This is a genomic window from Ruminococcus sp. RTP21358st1_G6_RTP21358_211008 (assembly GCF_040908885.1).
Lineage (GTDB): Bacteria > Bacillota > Clostridia > Lachnospirales > Lachnospiraceae > Blautia_A > Blautia_A faecis.
This window is the reverse complement of sequence record NZ_JBDGDM010000045.1, coordinates 14,463-36,733: the sequence shown is the minus strand read 5'-3', so window position 1 is coordinate 36,733 and position 22,271 is coordinate 14,463. Positions and strand designations below refer to the sequence as shown.

24 protein-coding genes are annotated in these 22,271 nt (G+C 44.1%); 3 read left to right on the top strand and 21 right to left on the bottom strand.

All coding sequences use genetic code 11. The annotated features are described in order from the left end of the window. The 3 genes from AB5Z12_RS16025 to AB5Z12_RS16015 form a co-directional block, all read right to left on the bottom strand. The coding region (locus AB5Z12_RS16025; protein WP_368368704.1) for an ATP-binding cassette domain-containing protein at window positions 1–378 on the bottom strand (378 nt) is incomplete at its 3' end. Then, the gene (locus AB5Z12_RS16020) at window positions 368–1,060 is read right to left on the bottom strand and encodes an amino acid ABC transporter permease (RefSeq protein WP_118578179.1); all 693 of its coding nucleotides are present in this window, start codon (window positions 1,058–1,060) and stop codon (window positions 368–370) included. The genes AB5Z12_RS16020 and AB5Z12_RS16025, both read right to left, overlap by 11 nt. A 241-nt stretch (window positions 1,061–1,301) precedes the next feature. Beyond that, complete coding sequence (locus AB5Z12_RS16015) at window positions 1,302–2,081, bottom strand: transporter substrate-binding domain-containing protein (RefSeq protein WP_148461118.1); 780 nt, start codon at window positions 2,079–2,081, stop codon at window positions 1,302–1,304. A gap of 336 nt (window positions 2,082–2,417) precedes the next feature. On the opposite strand from AB5Z12_RS16015, the gene dapF reads away from it, so the two are divergent. Further along, the gene (gene dapF / locus AB5Z12_RS16010) at window positions 2,418–3,272 is read left to right on the top strand and encodes a diaminopimelate epimerase (RefSeq protein WP_148461117.1); all 855 of its coding nucleotides are present in this window, start codon (window positions 2,418–2,420) and stop codon (window positions 3,270–3,272) included. 43 nt (window positions 3,273–3,315) lie between these two features. Here dapF and AB5Z12_RS16005 read toward each other — a convergent pair whose 3' ends face one another. The 8 genes from AB5Z12_RS16005 to yedE form a co-directional block, all read right to left on the bottom strand. After that, a complete protein-coding gene (locus AB5Z12_RS16005) occupies window positions 3,316–3,633 on the bottom strand; it encodes an AzlD domain-containing protein (RefSeq protein WP_118578176.1) in 318 nt (105 codons plus the stop codon). Further along, window positions 3,623–4,348, bottom strand: a complete 726-nt coding sequence (locus AB5Z12_RS16000; protein ID WP_173716050.1) for an AzlC family ABC transporter permease — start codon at window positions 4,346–4,348, stop codon at window positions 3,623–3,625. Before AB5Z12_RS16000 ends, AB5Z12_RS16005 begins: the two co-directional genes overlap by 11 nt. Before the next feature lie 121 nt (window positions 4,349–4,469). Then, a complete protein-coding gene (locus AB5Z12_RS15995) occupies window positions 4,470–6,491 on the bottom strand; it encodes an FtsX-like permease family protein (protein ID WP_148461115.1) in 2,022 nt (673 codons plus the stop codon). Further along, window positions 6,484–7,251: an ABC transporter ATP-binding protein gene (locus AB5Z12_RS15990; RefSeq protein WP_173734844.1), complete on the bottom strand. Its 768-nt coding sequence runs from the start codon at window positions 7,249–7,251 to the stop codon at window positions 6,484–6,486. The genes AB5Z12_RS15995 and AB5Z12_RS15990 overlap by 8 nt, the downstream gene beginning before the upstream one ends. A gap of 261 nt (window positions 7,252–7,512) precedes the next feature. Beyond that, entirely contained in the window at window positions 7,513–8,151 is a 639-nt protein-coding gene (locus AB5Z12_RS15985) for a DUF3786 domain-containing protein (protein ID WP_148461114.1), read from the bottom strand. A 31-nt stretch (window positions 8,152–8,182) separates the two neighbouring features. Then, window positions 8,183–8,425, bottom strand: a complete 243-nt coding sequence (locus AB5Z12_RS15980) for a DUF3343 domain-containing protein (RefSeq protein ID WP_148461113.1) — start codon at window positions 8,423–8,425, stop codon at window positions 8,183–8,185. Next, complete coding sequence (locus AB5Z12_RS15975; protein WP_148461112.1) at window positions 8,425–8,631, bottom strand: sulfurtransferase TusA family protein; 207 nt, start codon at window positions 8,629–8,631, stop codon at window positions 8,425–8,427. The genes AB5Z12_RS15980 and AB5Z12_RS15975 overlap by 1 nt, the downstream gene beginning before the upstream one ends. Window positions 8,632–8,722: 91 nt before the next feature. Next, window positions 8,723–9,802 (bottom strand): YedE family putative selenium transporter, encoded by a 1,080-nt coding sequence (gene yedE / locus AB5Z12_RS15970; RefSeq protein ID WP_173770978.1) that lies wholly within the window; start codon window positions 9,800–9,802, stop codon window positions 8,723–8,725. A gap of 169 nt (window positions 9,803–9,971) precedes the next feature. On the opposite strand from yedE, the gene AB5Z12_RS15965 reads away from it, so the two are divergent. Together AB5Z12_RS15965 and AB5Z12_RS15960 are read left to right on the top strand one after the other, a co-directional pair. Further along, window positions 9,972–11,135, top strand: a complete 1,164-nt coding sequence (locus AB5Z12_RS15965; RefSeq protein ID WP_173769332.1) for an aminotransferase class V-fold PLP-dependent enzyme — start codon at window positions 9,972–9,974, stop codon at window positions 11,133–11,135. Window positions 11,136–11,192: 57 nt separating this feature from the next. Continuing rightward, window positions 11,193–12,092 (top strand): selenium metabolism-associated LysR family transcriptional regulator, encoded by a 900-nt coding sequence (locus AB5Z12_RS15960; RefSeq protein ID WP_173769333.1) that lies wholly within the window; start codon window positions 11,193–11,195, stop codon window positions 12,090–12,092. Window positions 12,093–12,277: 185 nt separating this feature from the next. Here the strand turns inward: AB5Z12_RS15960 and AB5Z12_RS15955 are convergent, their stop codons facing one another. From AB5Z12_RS15955 to AB5Z12_RS15910, 10 genes are all read right to left on the bottom strand, one after another. Continuing rightward, complete coding sequence (locus AB5Z12_RS15955) at window positions 12,278–12,871, bottom strand: 50S ribosomal protein L25 (protein WP_118578167.1); 594 nt, start codon at window positions 12,869–12,871, stop codon at window positions 12,278–12,280. 215 nt (window positions 12,872–13,086) lie between these two features. Then, on the bottom strand, window positions 13,087–13,704 hold the full coding sequence (locus tag AB5Z12_RS15950) for an ABC transporter ATP-binding protein (protein ID WP_148461111.1): 618 nt from the start codon (window positions 13,702–13,704) through the stop codon (window positions 13,087–13,089). 175 nt (window positions 13,705–13,879) lie between these two features. Then, entirely contained in the window at window positions 13,880–14,818 is a 939-nt protein-coding gene (locus AB5Z12_RS15945) for an ABC transporter ATP-binding protein (protein ID WP_148461110.1), read from the bottom strand. A gap of 50 nt (window positions 14,819–14,868) precedes the next feature. After that, window positions 14,869–15,756: an ABC transporter permease gene (locus tag AB5Z12_RS15940; protein ID WP_233456025.1), complete on the bottom strand. Its 888-nt coding sequence runs from the start codon at window positions 15,754–15,756 to the stop codon at window positions 14,869–14,871. Next, window positions 15,753–16,745: an ABC transporter permease gene (locus AB5Z12_RS15935; RefSeq protein WP_368356760.1), complete on the bottom strand. Its 993-nt coding sequence runs from the start codon at window positions 16,743–16,745 to the stop codon at window positions 15,753–15,755. Before AB5Z12_RS15935 ends, AB5Z12_RS15940 begins: the two co-directional genes overlap by 4 nt. A 75-nt stretch (window positions 16,746–16,820) precedes the next feature. Then, entirely contained in the window at window positions 16,821–18,401 is a 1,581-nt protein-coding gene (locus AB5Z12_RS15930) for an ABC transporter substrate-binding protein (protein WP_347086924.1), read from the bottom strand. Between the two features lie 77 nt (window positions 18,402–18,478). Continuing rightward, on the bottom strand, window positions 18,479–18,568 hold the full coding sequence (locus tag AB5Z12_RS15925) for a DUF6783 domain-containing protein (protein WP_334304173.1): 90 nt from the start codon (window positions 18,566–18,568) through the stop codon (window positions 18,479–18,481). Between the two features lie 417 nt (window positions 18,569–18,985). Next, window positions 18,986–19,747: an ABC transporter ATP-binding protein gene (locus AB5Z12_RS15920; RefSeq protein WP_118578163.1), complete on the bottom strand. Its 762-nt coding sequence runs from the start codon at window positions 19,745–19,747 to the stop codon at window positions 18,986–18,988. Continuing rightward, window positions 19,744–20,538, bottom strand: a complete 795-nt coding sequence (locus AB5Z12_RS15915; protein ID WP_118578162.1) for an ABC transporter ATP-binding protein — start codon at window positions 20,536–20,538, stop codon at window positions 19,744–19,746. The genes AB5Z12_RS15920 and AB5Z12_RS15915 overlap by 4 nt, the downstream gene beginning before the upstream one ends. 123 nt (window positions 20,539–20,661) lie before the next feature. Beyond that, window positions 20,662–22,200, bottom strand: coding sequence for an ABC transporter substrate-binding protein (locus AB5Z12_RS15910; protein WP_148461107.1), 1,539 nt, complete (start codon window positions 22,198–22,200; stop codon window positions 20,662–20,664). Window positions 22,201–22,271 lie beyond the last annotated feature (71 nt).

Below are 22,271 nucleotides of genomic sequence, written 5' to 3'. Positions count from 1 at the left end.
GTCCGCACGTCTGGAAGCCTCTTCCTTTGTCATCAGTTTCAGGGCAACCGGTGCCATCATAATATTCTGCTTTACCGTCTTGTGTGGAAACAGATTAAACTGCTGGAAAACCATTCCGATCTTCTGACGATGTCGATTTATGTCAACCTTGGGATCTGTGATATCTGTTCCTTCAAACAGGATTTTACCTCCTGTAGGCTCCTCCAGAAGGTTGAGAGAACGAAGGAAAGTGGATTTACCAGAGCCAGATGGTCCAATAATGGCAACAACCTCGCCCTGACAGATATCTGTGGAAATTCCATCCAGAACCTGATTGGATCCAAACGCTTTTTTCAGATCCTGTACCTGGATCAAAACTTTACTCTTATCAACGCTCACTGGTTCTCAGTCTCCTCTCCAGTTTATTCATAAAGAAGGTCAATACCATGACCACGATCAGATAAATTGCAGCTGCTGCCAGAAGAGGCATAAAAGCATTGTAGGTACGGCTCTGGATCAGCATTGCACCCTTGGTCAGGTCCATCATTCCGATGTAACCGATAATAGAAGTTTCCTTGATCAGCACGATAAACTCATTTACCAGTGCAGGAAGCACATTCTTAAACGCCTGTGGAATGATAATAAGACGCATGGTCTGGGTAAAATTAAGTCCCAGGCTACGTCCTGCCTCTGTCTGTCCCTGATCAATTGACATGATTCCGGAACGGACGATCTCCGCAACGTAGGCACCTGAATTGATACCAAATGCCAGACTTCCTACCAGAATCTCATTGACACTTACAGAACCAAAAACTACAAAGTTCATGATCAGAAGCTGGATCACAGTAGGTGTTCCACGGATCACAGTCAGATAAACTCTGCAGATGGAGTTGGCAATTTTAAAATTCCCGGATTTATCGTGGGAAGAACGGATAATTGCCACCAGAAAACCGATACAGATACCGATCAACAGGGCGAAAACAGTGATGATCATGGTATTTTTCAAACCATCCAGCAGCCAGGTGTATCTGTCATCTTTTATAAAATTGATATAAAAATCGTGTCCAAATTTTTCAAACATATTATTTCCCTTTTTATTTGCTTATCTAATGGTGCAGTGCCTGCTTCTCTTTCGGCACCATTCCATATAGGAAAAGCTGCCAGAACTGTATGCTGGCTGTTTTCATTCTTTCAGTCAGTAACATTAGTAGGAGTCACCTTGATCTGCCTGTATCCAAAGCTTATACATTCCAAGCTTTTCCCAAACAGCATTCATCTAGGTGACTCACACTTCTCTGACAGCTTATGCTGTATTATTTCTATCAGTCAGCTTTTACAATGATAACCTGGCTTGCATTTGCATAGGTGTCTGTGAAATCAACGCTCTCCAGACGATCCTCTGTAACGGTCATTCCGGCAGCACCGAAATCAGCTTTTCCAGACTGCACTGCAGCAAGGATTGCATCAAACTCCATATCGTCGATCTCAAGCTCATATCCAAGCTTATCGCAGATTGCCTGTGCAATATCAGCGTCGATACCAACAATCTCATCACCGTCACGGTACTCATATGGCTCGAACTCAGCGTTTGTTGCCATTACAAGAGTTCCGTTGGAACGGTCTACATCTTCCGGAGACTCATATGGTGTCTCGCCAATGTTATCACCGATGTAGTTGTTCATAATATCATCAACAGTTCCGTCCTCTTTCAGTTCTTTTAATGCGCCGTTAATCTTGTCAAGAAGCTCATCATTGCCTTTCTTCAGGCAGATTGCATACTCTTCTTCAACGAATGGCTCGTCCAGGATCTTCAGTCCGTCTGCATTCTCAACAAATTTCTGAGCTGGCTGTGAGTCGATGATCACACAGTCAATCTGACCGGCCATAAGTGCCTGGATTGCTTCGCTTCCTTTGCTGTAACGCTTAACAGTTGCTCCGTCAGCCTCATATTCACTAGCTTCAATATCACCGGTTGTACCAAGCTGTACACCGATTGTTGCATTCTTAAGATCATCCTTTGACTCAACAGTTGCAGCAGATACGCCAGCAGTCATGGAAACTGCCATTACTGTGCCAAGTGCAAGAGCTACTAATTTTTTCATATTCTTTTCCTCCTCTTAATCTCATATACAGAACCAGTTCCTTATATCTTCATCCACATAGTAAGCTGTTGCTATTTATTTCTTCCACAACAACCGACTTCACAAGATGGGGACATAATTATTCATGCTTTCTGCATATTCATTCATCTATCTTTTCCTCATTTTATCAGCTTTTGGGAAAAATGCAAGAGTTTCCATAAATTTCCCCAACTTCTTTGTCATTATTTGGAAAAATTCACTTTTTGATAACAGATCTGTGTTATGATATGATTCGTGTGGAGTAATTAAATAATTGAATGACCAAGGCGTTAACCGCCTAAACAGGAGGTATTTGTTATGAAATTTACAAAAATGCATGGTATCGGCAACGATTATGTATATGTGAACTGTTTTAAAGAAACTGTGAAAGATCCATCAGCAGTTGCCAAATTTGTGAGTGACAGACATTTTGGAATTGGCTCAGACGGACTGATTCTGATTAAGCCGTCTGACATTGCAGACTGTGAGATGGATATGTACAACCTGGATGGTTCCCAGGGTGCTATGTGCGGCAATGGCATCCGCTGTGTAGCCAAGTATGCTTACGATTACGGCATTGTAAACAAGACCAGTATCAGCGTAGCGACCAAAAGCGGCGTGAAATATCTGGATCTTTCTATCCGTGACGGAAAAGTCAGTATGGTAAAGGTCAATATGGGCGCCCCTATTCTTCAGGCTTCTCTGATTCCAGTTGTATCTGAGTCTGAGCAGGTCGTAAATGCCCCTATTGAAGTAGACGGACAGATTTATCACTTTACAGCTGTTTCCATGGGAAATCCTCACGCCATCGTATACATGAATGACGTAGACGGGCTGGAAATCGAAAAGATCGGTCCATCTTTTGAAAACCATATAAATTTCCCTGACCGCGTCAATACCGAATTCGTAAAAGTCATCGACCGACACACTGTCCAGATGAGAGTCTGGGAGCGCGGTTCCGGTGAGACTCTGGCTTGTGGAACAGGTGCCTGCGCAGTTGCAGTTGCTTCTATTTTGAACGGGCTGGTTGACCGTGATCAGCCGGTTACCGTGAAGCTTCTTGGTGGCGATCTTAATATTTTCTGGGACGAAAATGACGATCAGGTTTATATGACTGGTCCGGCGACTACTGTATTTGATGGGGAAATTGATCTGGGATTTCTTGGAGAATGACTCAATAAAAAGGCCCTTGCGGACTGTAGGCATTTTGTAATGCTTACACCGCAAAGGCCATTATTCTTTCTACAATAAATACTGCACCACAGGCAAGAAGCGCCACAGTCAGCAGACTCTTCTCTTTGTACGCTGCAATCAGCGCCACTACAAATCCCACTACAGCTGAAATTACACTTGCCGTTGCCGACAAAATCGCCGGAAACGTCATAGCTGCCAGACAGGCATAGGGCACATAAAACAGAAATGATTTTATAAAAGGATTGGTAATCTCCTTCTTCGCCAGTGCCAATGGCAGCATACGGATCAAATATGTAACGCCAGCCATAACCAGGATATAAATATAAACATTAGGCTTCATGAGCTTCCTCCTTGGCATTTTCTTCATCAACCGGGCAAAGCCATGCTGCCAGTCCGGCTACCAGAATTGTAGTAATAATAATCACAAATCCGGATGAGACTTTCGATAATACAGGAACCCAGGCAAATAATGCGCTCACTGCCATTGCTCCAAGAACAACCAGAAGCACTGCTTTGTTTTTCTTGGATGGCGGAATAATGACAGCCAAAAACATTCCATAAATGGCAACTCCAAGTGCACTCATAATAAAATTAGGAAGAATACTTCCTGAAATAGCTCCAAGCAGGGTTCCAATGGTCCATCCCGGGATTGCTACACTCATTACACCATAATTATAAAACGCACTGACTTTCCCCGGTTTACTGGCACTGACTCCGAATATCTCATCTGTTACGCCAAATGCAACTCCGTAACGATGCCCCCAAGTTTCATCACGTCTTAGCTTCTGTGAAAGGGAAAACGACATCAGACAGTATCTCAGATTGATAATCAGCTGAGTAAGTGCCATTTCCCATAAGGAACCTCCTGCTATGATAATATCAAGACCTGCAAATTGTCCCGCTGACGTAAGATTCGTCAAAGAAATCAAGACCGCCTGCCAGATAGACAGTCCGCCCTGCACCGCCATCATACCAAACGTAAAGGAAACAGCCAGATACCCCAGGGCAATGGGGATTCCATCTGTAATTCCTTGTTTAAAGCTCTCTTTTTTCATGAGAGATTTCCTCCGGTTTCTTCTGTAGTCACGCAAAGAGCCTGGGAAACAGTTTTGGCCTCCCAGGCTCTCTCATTGTAGCACTTTACACTAATAAATTCAACTATTATCCCTTGTATTCTCACTTTCTCTCTACAATCTTGTAATAAACCTTCGCTGTCAGCCCATAAATCACGCCATAAACCAAAGCAAATACCAATAATGTCACCACCGTGCATCTGGCAAACAAACCGCTGTTTGTCATGCTAAACAGCGCCAGCAGTCTCTTTACCATAGGAAATGCCATAGCAATATGCAGTGCTGCCATTCCAAGAGGAAGGAAAAATACCATAAGGATCTGTCTGTGAATGGAAGATTTCACCTCTTTATGAGTCATGCCCACCTTCTGCATGATCTCGAACCGTTCCTTATCCTCATAGCCCTCTGAAACCTGCTTGTAGTAAATGATCATAGCCGCCCCCATCAGAAACAGCAGTCCAAGGAAAATTCCAAGGAACAAAATTCCACCGAACATACTGTAAAAACTGTTATACAGTTCCTGTTTTATAGTACTGTAGTTCATTCCCACTTCTATAGTTCCAGCTGCTTTTTCGGAATCCAGAAGCTCCGATGCAAGATCGCTTACTTTGATGGCAGATGCATATTTTTCTTCTTCACTTCCAGACAGATACACATCCGTTTCCAGTTCCATCAGAGACATTGCACTTTGATAAACTTCCTCCTGCTGCAAAAACAAAGCAAAAAAGTCTTCGTCATTTACAACCAGCTTCAAAGAATCCATAGAAGAAAAATTATCTCCCACATACTGATAATTTTTCAGCCATTCTTTCACCTGGTAAACCTTGTTATGAATCTCCAGAGTCTCACCGTCTGTTTTTCCATTGTGGTAAGCAAGAACTTCACCTGGCGCAAGGGAAATCTCTTCTCCCGTAACCCTGGCATACTCTTCCTGTGGAACCACGGTAAGGGTTTCCAATGAGGCTGGCATTGCCATAAGGGAACTCCCATCAACATTTGCAAATTTCCAGCTCCCATCTTCGCTTCCCACAAGCGTAGAGGAAAAAGCAATTTCGGTGTTAATTTTCTCATAAGAAACCTGGTTTTCAATTTTTCCCAGTAATTTCTCTCTCATTTTTTCCAGATCTTCATAAGAATTTCCCCGGTACAGCACATTCACATCCGCCGGACAGCGTTTGTTCATAATATCATCCAGTCCGGAATTCAGGCACACCGTAGAAGAGATCATCAGAAGTACGCCTGTGCTCAGAATGCAGATACTTGCAAGTCCAACTGCATTTTGTTTCATGCGGTACAGCATACCGGAAACAGCAGTAAAATTCTTGGTTTTATAATAAAATTTCTTATTCCAGCGCAGAACTTTGAGCACCACAATGCTTCCTGCTGTAAAAAGAAGATACGTTCCTGCCATTACCAGAACCACTGCCACAAAGAACAGCGCCAGCGCCGAAAGAGGTGACTCTGTGGTAATGGCAATATAATATCCGATAAACAGACAGATAAAACCAGCAACCGCCATCAGCCATTTTGCTTTTGGTTCCTTTTCCCCTGCATTTTGTGCCTGAAGAAGCTGAATCGGGTTTGTTTTGTAAACCTTCCTGATATTTACCAGAAGGATCAAAACAAAAATAGCTCCAAACACTTCCAGGCATATTCTGATTGCCGGAACGCTGACTTCGAACCCAAAGGACGCCGGAACCTTGATCAGTTTCAAGAGCAGCAGAAGCGCCAGCTTGCTTCCCAGAATTCCCACAAGGATTCCGCCAACAAAACTGATCAAGGCACTAAACAGATTCTCCAGCATCATAACCCTGCTGATATGCTTCTTTTCCAAACCGAGAATGTTGTAAAGTCCCAGTTCCTTTTGTCTTCTTTTCATGAGGAAACTGTTGCTGTACAACAGGAAAATAAAGGAGAAAATAACAATAACGCCAACTCCCATAGTCGTGATCATCAACACGTCACCACTGTGACGGATCGTTTTCATTCCTGCATTATGATTGATAAAAAGCATCATATACAGCATTGCCACATTGAACAGACACGCCAGAATATAGGGCACATAGATCTGTTTGTTTTTTCGGATGTTTACAACTGCCAGCCTGGCAAAAAATCCCTTACGCATGATACTCACCGCCCGTCATCAAAATAGTTAAGGTATCGGAAATCATCTGATACATCTCCTCTTTTGTTTTCTCGCCGCGATAGATCTGGTGGAAAACTTCACCATCTTTTATGAACAGAACCCTGGATGCCCGGCTAGCTGCCTGGGCGCTGTGAGTAACCATGAGAATGGTCTGTCCCTGTCTGTTTATCTCTCCGAAAACGTCCAGAAGAGCATTTGCAGCCTTGGAATCGAGAGCCCCTGTGGGTTCATCCGCAAGGACCAGGCGCGGCTGTGTAATCAGAGCCCTGGCAACTGCACATCTTTGTTTCTGTCCTCCAGAGACCTCATAAGGATATTTTTCCAGCAGCTCATAAATATGAAGAGCCTGTGCAATAGGGCGGATTTTCTGCCCCATTTCCCGGTAATCTTCACCAGCCAGCACCAGCGGCAGATAAATATTATCCCTCAGGCTGAAGGTATCAAGAAGATTAAAATCCTGGAACACAAAGCCCAGATTTTTTCTTCGAAATGTAGAAATCTCCTTATCAGAAAGGTGTCCCAGGCTTTTTCCATCCAGAAGTACGTCTCCGGAAGTAGGTTTATCCAGTGTTGCAAGAATATTCAGAAGTGTAGTTTTTCCGGAACCGCTTTCTCCCATAATTGCAACAAATTCACCTTTTTCCACAGAAAAATTCACATTGTTCAATGCCTGCACCTTATTTCCGCCAAAACGAGTGGTATATATTTTTTTCAGATTTGTAACTTCAAGTAATGACATTTTTTACTCCTCTCCTTTATCAATGAGCTTTTTCATACGCTTCCTTGCAAAAAACAGTATACTTAAAAAAGTCACTTGCTGCCATCGAATCAGATTACAAAATGCAGGCAGAATCTTACAATGTTGTAAGGTTGTCACATAAAGTTTGCAAGAAAAAAATTTCATCTGGCAAAACTCTTTATGATATAGAAGATTTGGTCAGTATTTTTTGCAATATAAAAAGGCCGCTGACATATACGACCTTTTTTATATTATAATCCCCTATTGGGCATATATCTTCTCTGGCGTCATTCCGGCAGCCAATGTAAGATAATACACCGCGTCCGCCGCCACACACACTACGTTTTCCTCATGCATGAACTCTGTGATTTCCGAATCAAAAAGCATGTTTGCCTGTGCTTCAAATTCCTCATCCTTATCCCAGAACAAAACTGCAATATTCAAAAAAGGAAATACCGGAAGCACATACCCCACATCTCCCTGAGGAAGCAAAGTTCCCCCAAGAACCTCACAGGCTTTTCTTAATTCTTCTGTTTTCCCGGCGAAAAGCTCCTGCAGCCTGGAAATAATCGTCCTTCTGTAAGCAGCCTCAAAAGGATACACTCTCTTCACCTGGCGAAAAGCCACCAGATTGCCCGATGCCACAGGATGAGCTGCTGAATAGTAAAACGTATTATAAATATTCATCACCGTATCAAATCCAGGGCTTTTCCCATCTTCTGTAATGAATCCGTTTTTTCGGTCAATTCGAAATCTTTTTGAAAAGTAGATGATATAAAGAAACTCCTCATCAGCTTCCAGCTGAAATTTGCGAATCAGTTCCTCCTGATCCATTTCCAGGAATTTCAATCTCCAGTTCTCGATTACCTGGTCATAATTAGACTGCCTGTTTTCTGGCATAATACATTCTCCTCTTATCCGCTATTTACCTTTAGCTATGCCATATAACTTGAAAGCTTCCTGTTTCAAGTATTTTTACCAGCTGCTCCACTTCATCGGAGTTCCAGTTTTGCGCAGTCTGTGCTTCCCCTGTGAATTTCACGCAGGTTCCGCAGGAAGAGCTTAAATTCCTTGGCACCGGCATGATCGTAGCCGGATATCCCTCTTTCTCACATTTTTTCTTGAAAGACATAGCTCCAAAATGGGAAAAAAATGTGGCTATGTAATCTCCCATTATTTCTCAAGAGTGAGGACAAAGTCTTCCCCATCCTCTTTTACAGACACCTTATATCCCTGATGCAGGGCGAAACGGGATACGTTTTCTTTGGCTGTTACGTTATCTACCATTACCGTATATGCCTTCTCACCGGATGCCAGCGCATTCTTAGTACGGATCACAGGTTCCGGGCAGGAAAGCCCTCTTGCATCTATTGTTTTCATACACTTAATCTCCTTAGATTTTTCATTATTTCAACTAAACGGAATTGTCTGTTTACACAGATATACTATAAATGAGCGTCCTTAATCAACTTCACGCTTCATCCTTACGCATGGAATTTACTGTCGCAATCACGATCAGAACCACAAAACCGATCACAACAGCGATCTTGCCATTTGCAGTCGGGCCTTCTCCAGAAGATGCCAGTCCGAAATTATGTGCTACAGCTGCACCAGCCATCAGACCAAATACTGTGATGGCGGAGTCTGTGTTTCCTTCACCAGCCAGAACCAGCTGACGAAGCGGGCAGCCTCCAAGAAGGACACAGCCAAATCCTGCAAGCGCCATTCCAAGTGCATTCCAAAGACCATCTGTATGTGCGACAGGTTGTCCTGCAAATCCTGGATTAAAATATCCCAGGATCATGTTTCCGATCAACGCACTTACCAGAATTGCAATAAATCCAAGAAGCAGCTTCCACTCTCCAAACAGTACCACGTCACGGATTCCTCCAACCATACACAGGCGGGTTCTCTGTGCAAGTGCACCTACCAGAAGCCCTGCGATCAGGGAGATTGCAATTGCAGCATGCTTTGCTCCAGGACCACCGTCAGCTTCTGTGAAGTGGATGAATGCAGGTGCTGCAATAAGAAGCAGAAGAATTCCGATTTCCACTACTGGGAAAATGCCGCCTTCAACCGGCTGCATTTTATAGGAACGTTTCAGAGTATAGCCTTTTTTCAGGAAAAATACTCCGGCAAGGATTCCAGCAATAAATCCGATCAAACCAAAGATGGCGTTGAAATCGCCGCCAGCCAGACGAAGGATCATGCGGAATGGGCAGCCAAGGAACATCAGGCAGCCGATCATAACGAACATTCCGATCACAAAACGGGTAACAGGTGCGGAGCCGCCTCTTGGCTTAAATTCTTTGGTTGCAAGAGCAAGAATGCAGGAGCCAAGTACCAGTCCTACAATTTCCGGGCGGATGTACTGAACCGCAGCTGCACTGTGGAATCCCAGTGCTCCTGAAGTATCACGCAGGAAGCAGGCAATGCAGAAGCCCATATTTGCAGGGTTTCCGAAATATACCAGAGCCACTGCAATGATTCCGATGATGACACCGGCTCCGATGATTATGGGTGTTTCTTTCTTTGACAATGTTTCTTTCATACTCTTTCCTCCTTAGATAACTGTCAAATCTTTCCTCTATTTTAGCATTTTTTGTCAGAAAACTCTAATTGATTATGTGGGATTATTTTAAGTATTTATAGATATTGTCGATAAATCGTGGTATTATAGATATATTAAATAACCATTTTCCAAGCGAAAGGATATAATCATGAACCGAATTTACCTCGACCAGGCCAGCACCTCTTTTCCAAAGGCTCCAGGTGTGGCACAAGCTATGGTGGATTACCAGACTATGAACGGAGTTAACGTGAACCGCGGCTGCTACTCCAGTGCTTACTCAGCAGAAGAAGTTATTTATGAGACACGCCAGCTGCTGGCAGAACTTTTCCACTTTTCCAAATGCAAAAATGTAATTTTTACACCGAATGTCACCACCAGTCTCAATTTTATTTTAAAAGGATTCTTAAAACCAGGAGACCATATTCTGGTATCCGCCATGGAGCACAATGCAGTTATGAGACCTGTAGTACAGCTGGCTTCCTTAGGGATTTCCTTTGACCGGATTCCTTGCAGAACGGACGGCTCTATGATTCTGGAAAAAGTAGAAGAACTGATCCGCCCTGAGACGAAAGCTATTGTCACTTTACATGCTTCCAATGTATGCGGAACCAGGATGCCCCTTGATGCCCTTGGGGAAATCTGTCAGAGGCACCAGCTTTATTTTGTTGTGGATTCTGCACAGACGGCTGGGATCGTACCAATTAATATGGACAAAATGCATATTGACGCGTTAGCTTTTACCGGACATAAAGGACTTCGGGGACCACAAGGGACAGGTGGTTTCCTGGTTTCCCAGGAATTGGCAGAACAAATGGAACCACTGATTTCCGGCGGTACCGGAAGTGTATCTCATACGGAAGAAATTCCGGATTTTATGCCGGATCGCTTTGAATCCGGGACACCTAATCTGCCTGGAATTTATGGACTGCATGAAGCACTTTTGTACTTGAAAACGCATTCTTTGCAGGCGATAAATGAAAAAGAATTGTCTCTCACTGGTTATTTTCTGGAACAGCTGCAGGCACTGGACGATACTGGCAGACATATCCGTATTATTGGAAAAAAAGATCTCACTAACCGAAATGCAGTTGTTTCGATCCAGACACCAGAAATCGACATGTCACAGGTGGCGTGGCAGCTGGACAATGAGTATGGTGTTATGACCAGAGTCGGACTCCACTGCGCTCCAAACGCCCACAAGACGCTTGGTACTTATCCTGCCGGAACTATCCGGTTCTCCTTTGGACCGGAAAATACAAAGAATGAGCTGGATTTTGCCATCCAGGGATTAAAGAAAATTTTAGACTTATAAATTCAGCATTAGTAACACTTAATTAGTCTTTGAGAAAGGAACCAGTATTTTTACCCTATGGAATTTAAACAATTAGAGGCCTTCGTAGCCGTAGTCGAAAATAAAAGCTTCTCTGAAGCCGCCCGCCAGCTGAATCTGACCCAGCCCACCATCAGTGCCCACATCAATTCCCTGGAACAGGAATTGAATTCGCGGCTGCTGATCCGCACCACCAAGAAGCTGAACATCACCCAACGCGGTCTTCTGCTCTATGACTGCGCCTCCAATATGCTGAACATGCGCAGCAACATTATAGAAGAGTTCACCGGACAAAATAAAAAAATTGTTGACCTGGCTGTTTCCACCATTCCTTCCTCCTACCTTCTGCCAGGTATTCTCAGTGCTTTCACCAGCCAGATTCCAGACGTATATTTTCACTCCTGGCAATCCGACAGTCTCGGCGCTGTGGCAAGAGTTCTGGATGGCAGCGTGGATCTGGCTCTGGTGGGAAATACCTTTGACGAACCAGATTGCTGTTTTATCCCTTTTTGCAAAGATAAACTTGTAATTGCCACCCCTGTCAACCAGCATTACCTACAATATCAGCAAAAAATGGATTCCGGCACCCTTGATTTCTCTGATTTTCTAAGAGAACCCTTTATTATGCGCGAAACCGGTTCTGGAACCAAAAAGGAAATTGACCGCTATCTGGAAAAACGAAATATCCCGGCTTCTTCCCTGCACATTGTAGCCCGCATGAACGATCTGGAGGCCATCCGCAAGTCTGTAGCCGGCGGCCTTGGAATCTCCATCCTCTCTGCCTGCTCTGCCAAAGATCTGGCCGACACCCACCAGATTCTCATGTTTCCCCTGAATCACGAATCCGCCATGCGAACCTTCTACATTGTGTACAGTAAGAACCGGATTCTGAAGCCACATGTGAAGCAGTTTTTAAAATTCGTAACAAATTTTTATTAGAGCGTGTTTAAAAAAGGCTTTCTGCACGATGTGCGTCACAATTTATGGGAGATTTTTCAAACACACTCTAATAACCGCCTTTTAGAAATACCAGACAAAAGGAAGCTGCCCACCAATTTCCCAGTGAACAGCTTCCCATTTCATTCCCACATATTCAAAATTCAATTTCAGCAACTGCCGCCAGCTTATTTCTCCTCAGCAGTCTCTTCAGCCTCTGTCTCAGTCTCCGGAACTACGTTGTGAACTGGTGTTACAGTTGCGACAACTGCTTCCGGATCAGTTGTGATGTGGATATTCTTATTCTTGGCGATTTCAAGGTCTTTCACACGAAGCGTATCACCAATCTTCATACCAGCCACATCAACCTTGATCTTGTCAACCAGATCTGCCGGAAGTGCTTTGTATGCAACCTCTTTCAACTCATCCTGCAGAACACCGGACATAACCTTCTCTTCATTTTCCAGAATGATCTCAGCAGTGGAATGAACCATCTCATTGCTTACCAGTGCCTGGAAATCAACTTCCTCTACTGTATGTGCAAGTGGATTATAATCAACTTCCTTGATCAGCGCATCATAGGTTTTACCATCCAGTTCCAGCATTACCTGGCTTCCTTTATTGTTGTTCTTCAACAGAACTTCAATTTCTTTCTTAGTAAACTTAAGGGGAATGGAACCTTCAATTTCTCTGCCGAACAGGTTACCTGTTACAAATCCTTCTCTTCTTAATTTCTTTGCTTTGACATCCATGCTTCTTTTTTCAGCTTTTAAAGTATTCATTTATCTTTTCCTCCAAAATTCTGAAACGCTTAGCAGCCTTCAACAAAGAGGTTTTGTTAAGTACTTCTTTTTTCTTTTTACGTCCCTTATTATAGTCACTTGTTTCAATTATGATTAACCAAACATAACTTTTTTTTAAGGGATTTTTTTGTTAAAATCTGCTCTTGTTTTTCTTGGAAAATGGAAGTATAAAATAAATGAATCACTCAAAATTTTCAGGCAGTTGTCTTCTCTGCCGTAAAAGGCAGTTTTCGCTCTGCAACCTGCTTCAATAATGCCTCACTATGAGATACCACGATCAACCCGATTTCCCGCCTTTTTACTTCATCCAGCAGAAAATTCCAGATCTGGCTCTGCGTGATGAGATCCAGCATGGTACTGATCTCGTCTGCAATCAGAAACCTTGTCTCTTTTCCCAGTGCTCTTGCAATACAGAAACGCTGCAATTCCCCACCGGATAATTCCTGAGGATACCGGTTCAGCCAATCTTCTTCTATCCCCAGCCCCTCTATGATCCGATTTTCAACCTGCCCTCCATCAGACAAAATTTTTTCCATTTTCAGTCTGGGATTCACAGTCCTTTCCGGATGCTGCCAGATCATCTGCACCGGACAATACCCTTTCTTCGGCAAAGGCTTTCCATCCAGCAAAATCTGTCCTTTGCAAGGTTCCAGGTAACCCGCCAGAATTTTACACAATGTGGTTTTTCCATAGCCACTTGGTCCTGGCACCCACACTCTTTCGTTGTTTTCCACTTTAAATTTTATATTTGAAAAAAGTTCTGCACCTTTTCTCTCATAAGAAAATGAAATATCTCGTGCTTCCAGAATCATTTTATATCTCCTGTTATAGCTATTCAGTAGGCAATATACATTAAAGTCATTCCATATCTGACTTTACTATGAAAGTCCCGGATTACGAATGCTGTCTGTAGCTGTGGGAGTGCCAGAGGCACACAACCGCTGACTTTCCTATATAGTAATGTCGCCGATAGGTGGTATTTCCGTTTTACATACAATACCGGATACACCTGACACTTCCGCATCCAGCCTCCACCATGGGTATTTCCCCTTTGCATTCTTCCCGATACCAGCTGCACCTTGGTCCAAAAGGACATCCCTGCGGCATGTCCTTCACATAAGGCTGTGTTCCGTCAAGAGGGGTAAAGCCATTCTGCGGAAGTGCCCGCCACAATGCTTTCGTATAAGGATGGCGCAAGGTCTCTTCTGAACGAAAATCCGAAACCGGGGCCTCTTCCACTGTTTTTCCTGCATAAAAAACAACGATCCTGTCAGCAACTTCCAGTGCCAGCTCAATATCATGAGTAATCAGAAGAACTCCATTTCCTTCATCTGCAAATTTTCTGAAATCCTCCATAGACTTTTTCGCAAGTGTCAGGTCCATGCCAGGCGTAGGTTCATCCGCAATAATAAGCTTTGGATTTTCCATTAATGCAGTAGACAGCAAAATTCTTCTGGTCATTCCTCCAGAACACTCGAAAGGATATTTCGTTTCCGTTTCCTCAGGCAGACCATACCTGCGGAACAATTCCGATTGCTTTTCTGCCCCTTTTCTCCCTCTTTTTCCCCGGACCTGTTTCCCCACTTTCATAAGCGGATCCAGATATAAGGTGCTCTGAGGTACGAAAGCAATTTCCTTTCCACGAAGTTCACTGATCTTCTTTTCGTCCATCAATTCACCCTGGAACTTCATAGTTCCGGATACATTTGCATTATAAGGCAGAATTCCCAAAATCGCATGTGCCAGAAGACTTTTTCCGGAACCGCTGGAGCCGACTACAGCCACCAGTTCCCCTTCCCTCACTGCAACAGATAGGCCTGAAATCACGGGAAGCCAGCTCTGTCTGCTGGTTTTTCCTTTATATTGGAGAAAGGAAACGGAAAGCTCTTCTATTTCCAGTATTTTTTTCTTATTTGTACAACTCATATTTTTTCATACGCTGCTGTCTCTTACCGGACAGCCCCTCCTGCTATTCTCTATTTGTGCACACTTCCCGGATCCAGAAGCTGACGAAGAGCTGTACCTCCTTTTTCAAACAGCACAACCGTAAGAACCAGCATCATTCCAGGAAATACAGCCAGCCACCATTTGCCCATGATCAGATAGCGCATACTTTCTGATAAAATAACTCCAATCGCCGGCTGCTCTGTGGAAAGCCCAAAGCCCAGAAATGTAATACTGGACTCATGAAGAATTGCATGCGGGAAAAGCAATACCAATCCAACAATAAACTGGGGCAGAACATGGGGAACTATGTGTTTTTTCGCAATCTCCCATTTGCCCAGCCCAAGCTTTCCTGCAATCTGAATATATTCACTTTCCCGAAGCTGCATAACCTCTCCTCGAATCAGCCTTGCCAGAGATGTCCAGTGCGTCAGCGCCACACCTGCAATCACTCCCTTCAGCCCTTTTCCCATAGCATAGGAAATCAGGATCAACAGCAGAATATGCGGAATTCCCATAACAGTGTCAATTGCAAAAGAGATGGCAGAGTCCACCTTTTTCCCAAGAGTTGCTGCACAAATTCCAAGAATCAGTGCCATAACTGCGCTTACACCTGCTGCCAGCACGCCAATAAGAATACTCATAGATAAACCGGTAAGAGTACGGTAAAACATATTTCTGCCCAGCCAGTCCGTACCAAAAGGATATTTCAGACAGGGAGCAATATTTTTTCTGGAAAAATCAGTCACCATAGCGGCATCATGAAGAACCACTCCAAGTATGGCTGTCACCGCCAGAAAAGCTACAGAAAAAATCAGCAAAATCCTTGCTTTCTGCCGCTGATTCAGCCTTTTCCTCTGCTTTTCCACGGCTCCCGGGCTGCCCTTTGAACAACTGTTTTTCATTACACCTTCGTTCATAGCCCCAGCCCTCCCTTCCGGATTCTGGGATCAACAACTCCATACAGTACATTTGCCAGGAAATTTCCCAGAAAAACAATGGCTGCTGTTATCAATGTAATCCCCATAAGAAGAGGCACATCACTGCCAGTTCCCGCCGCTACAGCCGCCTGCCCCAGTCCCGGATAGGAAAATACCTGCTCCACAAGAACGGAACCTCCTATGATCTCACTGACAGATGCAAACTGCAGGGTCATGGCCGGAAGCAGCACATTACGAATGCCATGGTGAAAAATGATGCTTCCGGTTTTCTCTCCCCGCGCCTTTGCAAAAAGGATGTAATCGCTTTCCATTATATCAATCATTTTTTCCCTGGTATGTAATGTGATATTCGAAATTCCGGTTATGCTTAAAGTGACTGCCGGAAGAATGGCATGACGCACTCTGTCCAAAAAGGTAACACCGCTGACTTCTACTCCAATAGGAACACTAAGTCCAATGGGAAGGATTTTCATCCAGACTCCAAAAATGATCAACAGCAAAAGTGCCAGCCAAAAAGAAGGAGTGCTGGCAATCACCAGCGAATAGCCTTTTATGATCTTATCCGGCAGCCTGCCCTGAAACACCCCTGCAAGTACTCCCAGAAGGAAGCCCACAAGTCCGGAAACCACCCACGCCAGTCCCATAAGAAAAAGAGAATTTCCCAGCTTCACTGCAATGACCTTTGTCACCGACTGCCGGTATAACAGAGAAATTCCTCCATCTCCCTTTATAAATGCATTCAGCCAGTTCAGATATCTCTGCACTGGCGGTTCATCCACGCCCCAGTAGGAGCGCAGCTTTTCTTTTTGTTCTTCACTCATACTGCCCAGAGCAGCCTGCCCCACATTGGCCTGTAACGGGTCAATGGGGGAAGCTGATACAAGGGCAAAGGTAAGAATGCTTACTGCAAAAAGCAGTAATATGATTCGTAGCAGGTTCTTTCCTACATAAATACCTATGCGTTTCATCTTAATTTATCCGTTTCGTTTTTTCTTACTCTTCATACCTGATACAAGTACAAAAAGCATTCCTTATTGCTTTCTTTATTCCCACTCCCACTGGTCAACATTGTTTACAATAGACCAGCCATGGCCATGAGGATGTAATTTCTGATCTGCCACTTTCAGACCATCACGTACAAAATAAAGATGATCAATATTGCACAGCCAGATCCACGGAATATCCCCTTCCTGTGTAATTCCTGTGGTTCCGTCCCACTGGGCTTTTTTCCAGAGATCGTAGGATTCTTCCAGGTTGCTGCTTGCAAGTGCTTCGTCCATGTATTTGTCAACTGTCTCATTTGCATATGGAGAATATTCCGCACTTCCGGTATCTTTGATGGTGTGATAAATATTGTAAAGCTCCATAGGGCTATGTGCTCCCCATCCCCATATAAGCGGTTCTGACTGTGCCTGATCGTAGGCGGTATCCCAGCCAACACCAGAAGTAGTTACATCAATTCCAAGCTCACGCAGCTGATTCGCAGAGTCTTCTGCAAGTGCCTGGCGCACAGAATCTCCATTTGAAAACATAATGGTAAGCTCTGCTTTTTCCCCATCTTTTTCTCTTATTCCGTCATCGCCTTCTATCCAGCCTGCTTCTTCCATCAGAGCCTTCGCTGCATCAAGGTCATACTCTGTAACAGCCTCCTCGTTGTACCATGGCATTTTGTCGCAAACACTATAGGCTACTGTTCCATAACCATTGAGTACATTTTTGATCATCTCTTCCCGGTCAATAGCAAGATTAATTGCACGTCGTACCTTCACATCGGAAGTCAGACTGTTTCCATATGTGATACCGTCTTTTTCTTCTGGTTCTGTACAAGGAAGATTAAAGCCACGGTTATCCACAGTTGCCACACTCAGGAGTTCATACCCGTCAATTTCCTGGTCACTGTAAGAGGCTGCTGTGTGAGCTACATCTATCTGTCCGGACATTGCCGCTGCCATGGCTGCATCTTCTTCCATAAACAGCACCGTCAGTTTTTTGATCTTTGGTTCTTCTCCGTAGTAATCCGGGTTTGCTTCAAAAATAACCTGCTGTCCTTTGTCCCACTGCTTCATAATATAACGTCCGGAACCAATTGGATTCTGTCCATAATTTTCATCATAGGCATGCTCTGGTACGATTCCTACAATTGCCATGGTGTATGGCCAAATGGAATATGGCTCATTCATATGAAACTCTACCGTCGTATCGTCCACTGCAACCGCTTCCTTCAACATGGTAAAATCGTTTACAGAGCTTTCATCACGACAGGTATTAAAGGTAAAAGCAACATCAGAGGCGGTCAATGGCTCTCCATCTGTAAACTTCACATCATCACGGATTTTTACAGTCCAGGTAAGACAATCGTCACTACAGGAATACTCTGTGGCAAGGTCATTTTCAATTCCAAGGTCCTTGGTGGTACGAACCAGGGTACTCTGGATCAATGGCTCATGAACATGCTCTCCGGCTCCCCATCCGTAAGCCGGATCAAAACCGGATTCCGGTTCTGATGTGGTTGGCATTGTAACTACCACAGACTGATCCTCCGCACCCGCATAAACATTCCCGGCTGGTACAGCCAGCAGCATGGCCGCTGTACATAATAAACTGATTACTTTCTTGATTTTCATAGCAGTTCTCCCTCTTGTTTTTATTATCAGCAGAAATATTATTTTCTGAAGATTACTGACTCTTTTTTCTCCATCCCTCATTTCTTCTCAGAGCGTGTCTGAAAAAGGCTTTCTGCAAGATGCACATCACAATTTGTGGAGATTTTTCCCGGATTCGGGTGAAATATACCGCAAAGTGGGGCGTGCAGACTGCGGAATTTTTTTCAAATACGCTCCAGATAAGAAAGGCAGTTATAAGCTTTTGTCCTATAACTGTCTTTCTATAGAAGGTCTGTATTTACATGTAATAATGAGTGGAGGTGTTACATGTAACTATGTATAAAAATTCGCATTTCAGGCGTTTTCTGCCTTGCTGCTGAAACCTATTGTACCAGAATCAACAGGTATCACAAGCTCCCCAGGGGGATATTTACCCATTCCCATTTTGCATATTTTTCTGCTTTTATGGAATATCTTACAAGGAAATTTCAAGAAAAAAAAATCCTGCTTGCAGGATTCTCCGACTGCGGCGGGTTGCCTCGAACGGCAACTCCCCTTTCATCGCAGTGCAATCCTGCCCGGCAGGGCTTTCTTCTGTGCTTATTTTACTCAAATACTGCATCCACCAGCTTCTTTGTATACGCCTCTTTCGGCTCATTGATAATATCATCCGGCTTCCCGCTCTCCACCACTTTTCCGTCATACAGAACCAGCACCTTATCGCAGAAGCTCTGTACAAGTGCAAGATTATGGCAGATAAATATAAAGGATAAGCCATGTGTATCCTTCAGCTCTTCCAGAAGCTCCATGATCTGCTTCTGAATGGTCACATCCAGTGAGCTGGTAGCTTCATCGCAGATCAGCACCTTCGGTTCCACTGCCAGTGCCCTTGCAATTGCAGCTCTCTGGCACTGTCCTCCACTGACCTCATGTGGATATCTTTTAGCCAGCTCTTCTTCAAGTCCGCACTGTTCCAGCAGTTCTTTCACCCTTATTGCAATATCTGCCTTCTTCATGCCACGATTTCGAAGGCTCTCTCCAATTCCGTCTCCCAAAGTTCTTCTCGGGTCAAAGGAACCTGCCGGATTCTGAAAAACCATCTGGATATTTCCATATACGTCCCTCAACTGGCTCTGTTTCAATTTCGTAATGTCTTTTCCCTGGAATTTCAAAGTACCATCTGTAATATCCGTCAGCCTTGTGATCATCTTCGCCAGTGTACTTTTTCCGGAGCCGGATTCGCCAACGATTCCAAGTGTTTCTCCTGCCTGCAAAGAAAAGCTTACGTCATCCACAGCTTTAAAAGGCTCTTTTCCCCTCTGCGCAAATACCTTCGTTAAGTGTTCAGCTTCCAAAAGTGTGTTCATGATCTTTCCTTTCTCTTAAGCCTTGGAACTGCTGCCAGCAGCTTCTTCGTATAGGGATCCTGTGGATGGTTCAACACCTTTTTTGCCTCTCCATATTCCACCATTTTTCCATTCTTCAGAACCAGAACGGTATCCGCCATTGCCCGAACTACACCAATATCGTGGGTTACAATTATAATTGCTGTTCCAAACAATTCCCTGAGCTTTAACATTTCTCTTACTACCTGACGCTGAACCGATACATCCAGTGCACTTGTAGGTTCGTCTGCCAAAAGAATCGGTGGATTCATCAGCATGGAAATGGCAATCCCTGCTCTCTGATTCATTCCACCGGATAATTCAAAGGGATAGCTGTCCCACACGCGCTGGCTGTCTTTAAAATTCAGCTTTTCAAACAATTCCATGGCACGATCCTTTGCTTCATTTCTGCTCACTTTCTTATGGGCGCGCATACTCTCATAAATCTGGTCACCAATCGTACGGATAGGGCAAAGAGAGGCTCCTGCATCCTGAAAAATCATGCCGATTCCTGCCCCCCGGATTTTTCTTTTTTCCTTCTCTGAAATATCCAGAATATTCTGTCCCATATAACAGATGTCGCCTCTGGTTACCAGGCCTCCTGAACCAAGAAGTCCCATAGCAGCTTTGATCAGTGTACTTTTACCACTTCCGGATTCTCCTACAAGCCCCAGGATTTCGCCCGGTGTGAGTGAGAAGCTTACATCATGGACTACCGCTTCCCCGTCAAAGGATATCTCCACCGAATCATAGGTCAGTATTTTATTCTCCATTGTCGTGCAAACTCCTCCTTGATATCCAAAAAATATTTCTGCCAGCTGCCTGTATTATCCATACATGGCAGCTGGCTCTCATTTACACCATAGGCAGGTCAAACTCACAAAGCGTATTTTTCCTTAGTTAATATCCAGATCTGCTGTCAACTCATAGTAATCACAAGGATGGGACACAAGACCGGTTACATTTGACTGCATGATCATGCTCATTTTAAGATGAGAACAGAACACATAAGCGTTGTCGTCCAGAACGGTCTGCTGCATCTGAATTCCCAGTTCGGAACGTTTTTCCACATCAAATTCTTTTCCCATCTCTTTTGCAAGCTCTTCCAGCTTATCACTGTGATAATGTCCATTATTGGAAACAGAGTTATCCAGAGCACAGGTTGTGAAGAAATACTCCGGATCTCCTGTTGGGGCTGTTACCATGGCACTTGCGTATACGTCCCACTGCGCAGGATCTTTGCGGATGGTATTGCTGTCAGATGTGCAGTTAACCTGAACATCCATACCAATCTCTTTCAGAGTTGCCTGGGCTGATTCTGCCAGCAGCGGAAGCTCCTGACGGCTTGGATAGGTAAGCCAGCGGATTACAAGCTTCTCGCCATCCTTTTCACGGATTCCGTCACCATCGGAATCAATCCAGCCTGCATCCTCCAGAACCTTTTTGGCTCCATCCGGATCATAGCTCTCTGTAGTCAGATTCTGTCCGCCAAATGAAAAAGTATCCGGGAATGCACCAACTGCCGGATATCCGTATCCATTCAGAAGTACGGATACGAAGCTCTCTTTGTCAATTCCCATGGCAATTGCCTTGCGGACTGCCGGATCAGAAGTTACCGTACTTTCAAAATTCATCCATGCATAGAATGCGCGGCTTGTTGCAGCACTGGAGAACGTAAAATCATCATTCTCAAATAAAGGATAGCTTGCATATGCCATACCATAGGCAGCATTGATTTCACCTGCCTGAAGTGCAAATGCCAGTGTATCTCCATCGGAAATGGTTCGAACCGTGATTTCATCCACATTTACATCCCCATTCCAGTAGTTTTCATTTTTTACAAGTGTAAGATGATCGTCCGTTACCAGATCTGTAGCCACATAAGGACCCGTGCCGATTACAATTCCATTGTCTGTAATTCCGGCCTGTACATCAATGATACAGCCATAGGGATCACTTAAATAGTTAATCAATGCCGGTTTCGGCTCTGTGGTCTTAATGGTAACCACATTTCCATCTGCCTCAATACTGTCAATGCAAAGGTCCCCCGCTGCTCTTTCATGATTTTCAACCAGAGACTCCAGGCTTTCCTTTACCGCCTGTCCATCACAGACACGCCCATTGGAAAATACAACACCATCGTTCAAAGTAATTTTCCAGGTCAGCTCATCTATATTTTCATATTCTTTGGCAATCCATGGTTCAATTTCCATGGTATCAGAATAGCGGAACAGGGTTTCGCCGACACCATAGCGGATGCAGGCCCAGCCGGCGTAGGTGTTCTGTGGATTGATATCCGCTTCTTCATTCTCCGCATTAAAGGTGGTATCACCAAATACAAATGTTTTCTTATCTTCCGCCATTGCGGGCACTGTAGTTAATCCCATTGTCATACAGACAGCCAGTGCAATTCCAAGAATCTTCTTTGTTTTCATTTACATTCCTCCTCGTGTTTATTCATACTCTTATATTTAACATGCTTTTTTCCAAAGCTTACATATTTCAT

Bases quoted from the DNA above. Each gene is read 5' to 3' on its own strand.
- AB5Z12_RS16020 (WP_118578179.1), bottom strand. From the start codon at position 1,060: ATGTTTGAAAAATTTGGACACGATTTTTATATCAATTTTATAAAAGAT.
- AB5Z12_RS16015 (WP_148461118.1), bottom strand. From the start codon at position 2,081: ATGAAAAAATTAGTAGCTCTTGCACTTGGCACAGTAATGGCAGTTTCC.
- dapF (WP_148461117.1), top strand. From the start codon at position 2,418: ATGAAATTTACAAAAATGCATGGTATCGGCAACGATTATGTATATGTG.
- AB5Z12_RS16005 (WP_118578176.1), bottom strand. From the start codon at position 3,633: ATGAAGCCTAATGTTTATATTTATATCCTGGTTATGGCTGGCGTTACA.
- AB5Z12_RS16000 (WP_173716050.1), bottom strand. From the start codon at position 4,348: ATGAAAAAAGAGAGCTTTAAACAAGGAATTACAGATGGAATCCCCATT.
- AB5Z12_RS15995 (WP_148461115.1), bottom strand. From the start codon at position 6,491: ATGCGTAAGGGATTTTTTGCCAGGCTGGCAGTTGTAAACATCCGAAAA.
- AB5Z12_RS15990 (WP_173734844.1), bottom strand. From the start codon at position 7,251: ATGTCATTACTTGAAGTTACAAATCTGAAAAAAATATATACCACTCGT.
- AB5Z12_RS15985 (WP_148461114.1), bottom strand. From the start codon at position 8,151: ATGCCAGAAAACAGGCAGTCTAATTATGACCAGGTAATCGAGAACTGG.
- AB5Z12_RS15980 (WP_148461113.1), bottom strand. From the start codon at position 8,425: ATGGGAGATTACATAGCCACATTTTTTTCCCATTTTGGAGCTATGTCT.
- AB5Z12_RS15975 (WP_148461112.1), bottom strand. From the start codon at position 8,631: ATGAAAACAATAGATGCAAGAGGGCTTTCCTGCCCGGAACCTGTGATC.
- yedE (WP_173770978.1), bottom strand. From the start codon at position 9,802: ATGAAAGAAACATTGTCAAAGAAAGAAACACCCATAATCATCGGAGCC.
- AB5Z12_RS15965 (WP_173769332.1), top strand. From the start codon at position 9,972: ATGAACCGAATTTACCTCGACCAGGCCAGCACCTCTTTTCCAAAGGCT.
- AB5Z12_RS15960 (WP_173769333.1), top strand. From the start codon at position 11,193: ATGGAATTTAAACAATTAGAGGCCTTCGTAGCCGTAGTCGAAAATAAA.
- AB5Z12_RS15955 (WP_118578167.1), bottom strand. From the start codon at position 12,871: ATGAATACTTTAAAAGCTGAAAAAAGAAGCATGGATGTCAAAGCAAAG.
- AB5Z12_RS15950 (WP_148461111.1), bottom strand. From the start codon at position 13,704: ATGATTCTGGAAGCACGAGATATTTCATTTTCTTATGAGAGAAAAGGT.
- AB5Z12_RS15945 (WP_148461110.1), bottom strand. From the start codon at position 14,818: ATGAGTTGTACAAATAAGAAAAAAATACTGGAAATAGAAGAGCTTTCC.
- AB5Z12_RS15940 (WP_233456025.1), bottom strand. From the start codon at position 15,756: ATGAACGAAGGTGTAATGAAAAACAGTTGTTCAAAGGGCAGCCCGGGA.
- AB5Z12_RS15935 (WP_368356760.1), bottom strand. From the start codon at position 16,745: ATGAAACGCATAGGTATTTATGTAGGAAAGAACCTGCTACGAATCATA.
- AB5Z12_RS15930 (WP_347086924.1), bottom strand. From the start codon at position 18,401: ATGAAAATCAAGAAAGTAATCAGTTTATTATGTACAGCGGCCATGCTG.
- AB5Z12_RS15920 (WP_118578163.1), bottom strand. From the start codon at position 19,747: ATGAACACACTTTTGGAAGCTGAACACTTAACGAAGGTATTTGCGCAG.
- AB5Z12_RS15915 (WP_118578162.1), bottom strand. From the start codon at position 20,538: ATGGAGAATAAAATACTGACCTATGATTCGGTGGAGATATCCTTTGAC.
- AB5Z12_RS15910 (WP_148461107.1), bottom strand. From the start codon at position 22,200: ATGAAAACAAAGAAGATTCTTGGAATTGCACTGGCTGTCTGTATGACA.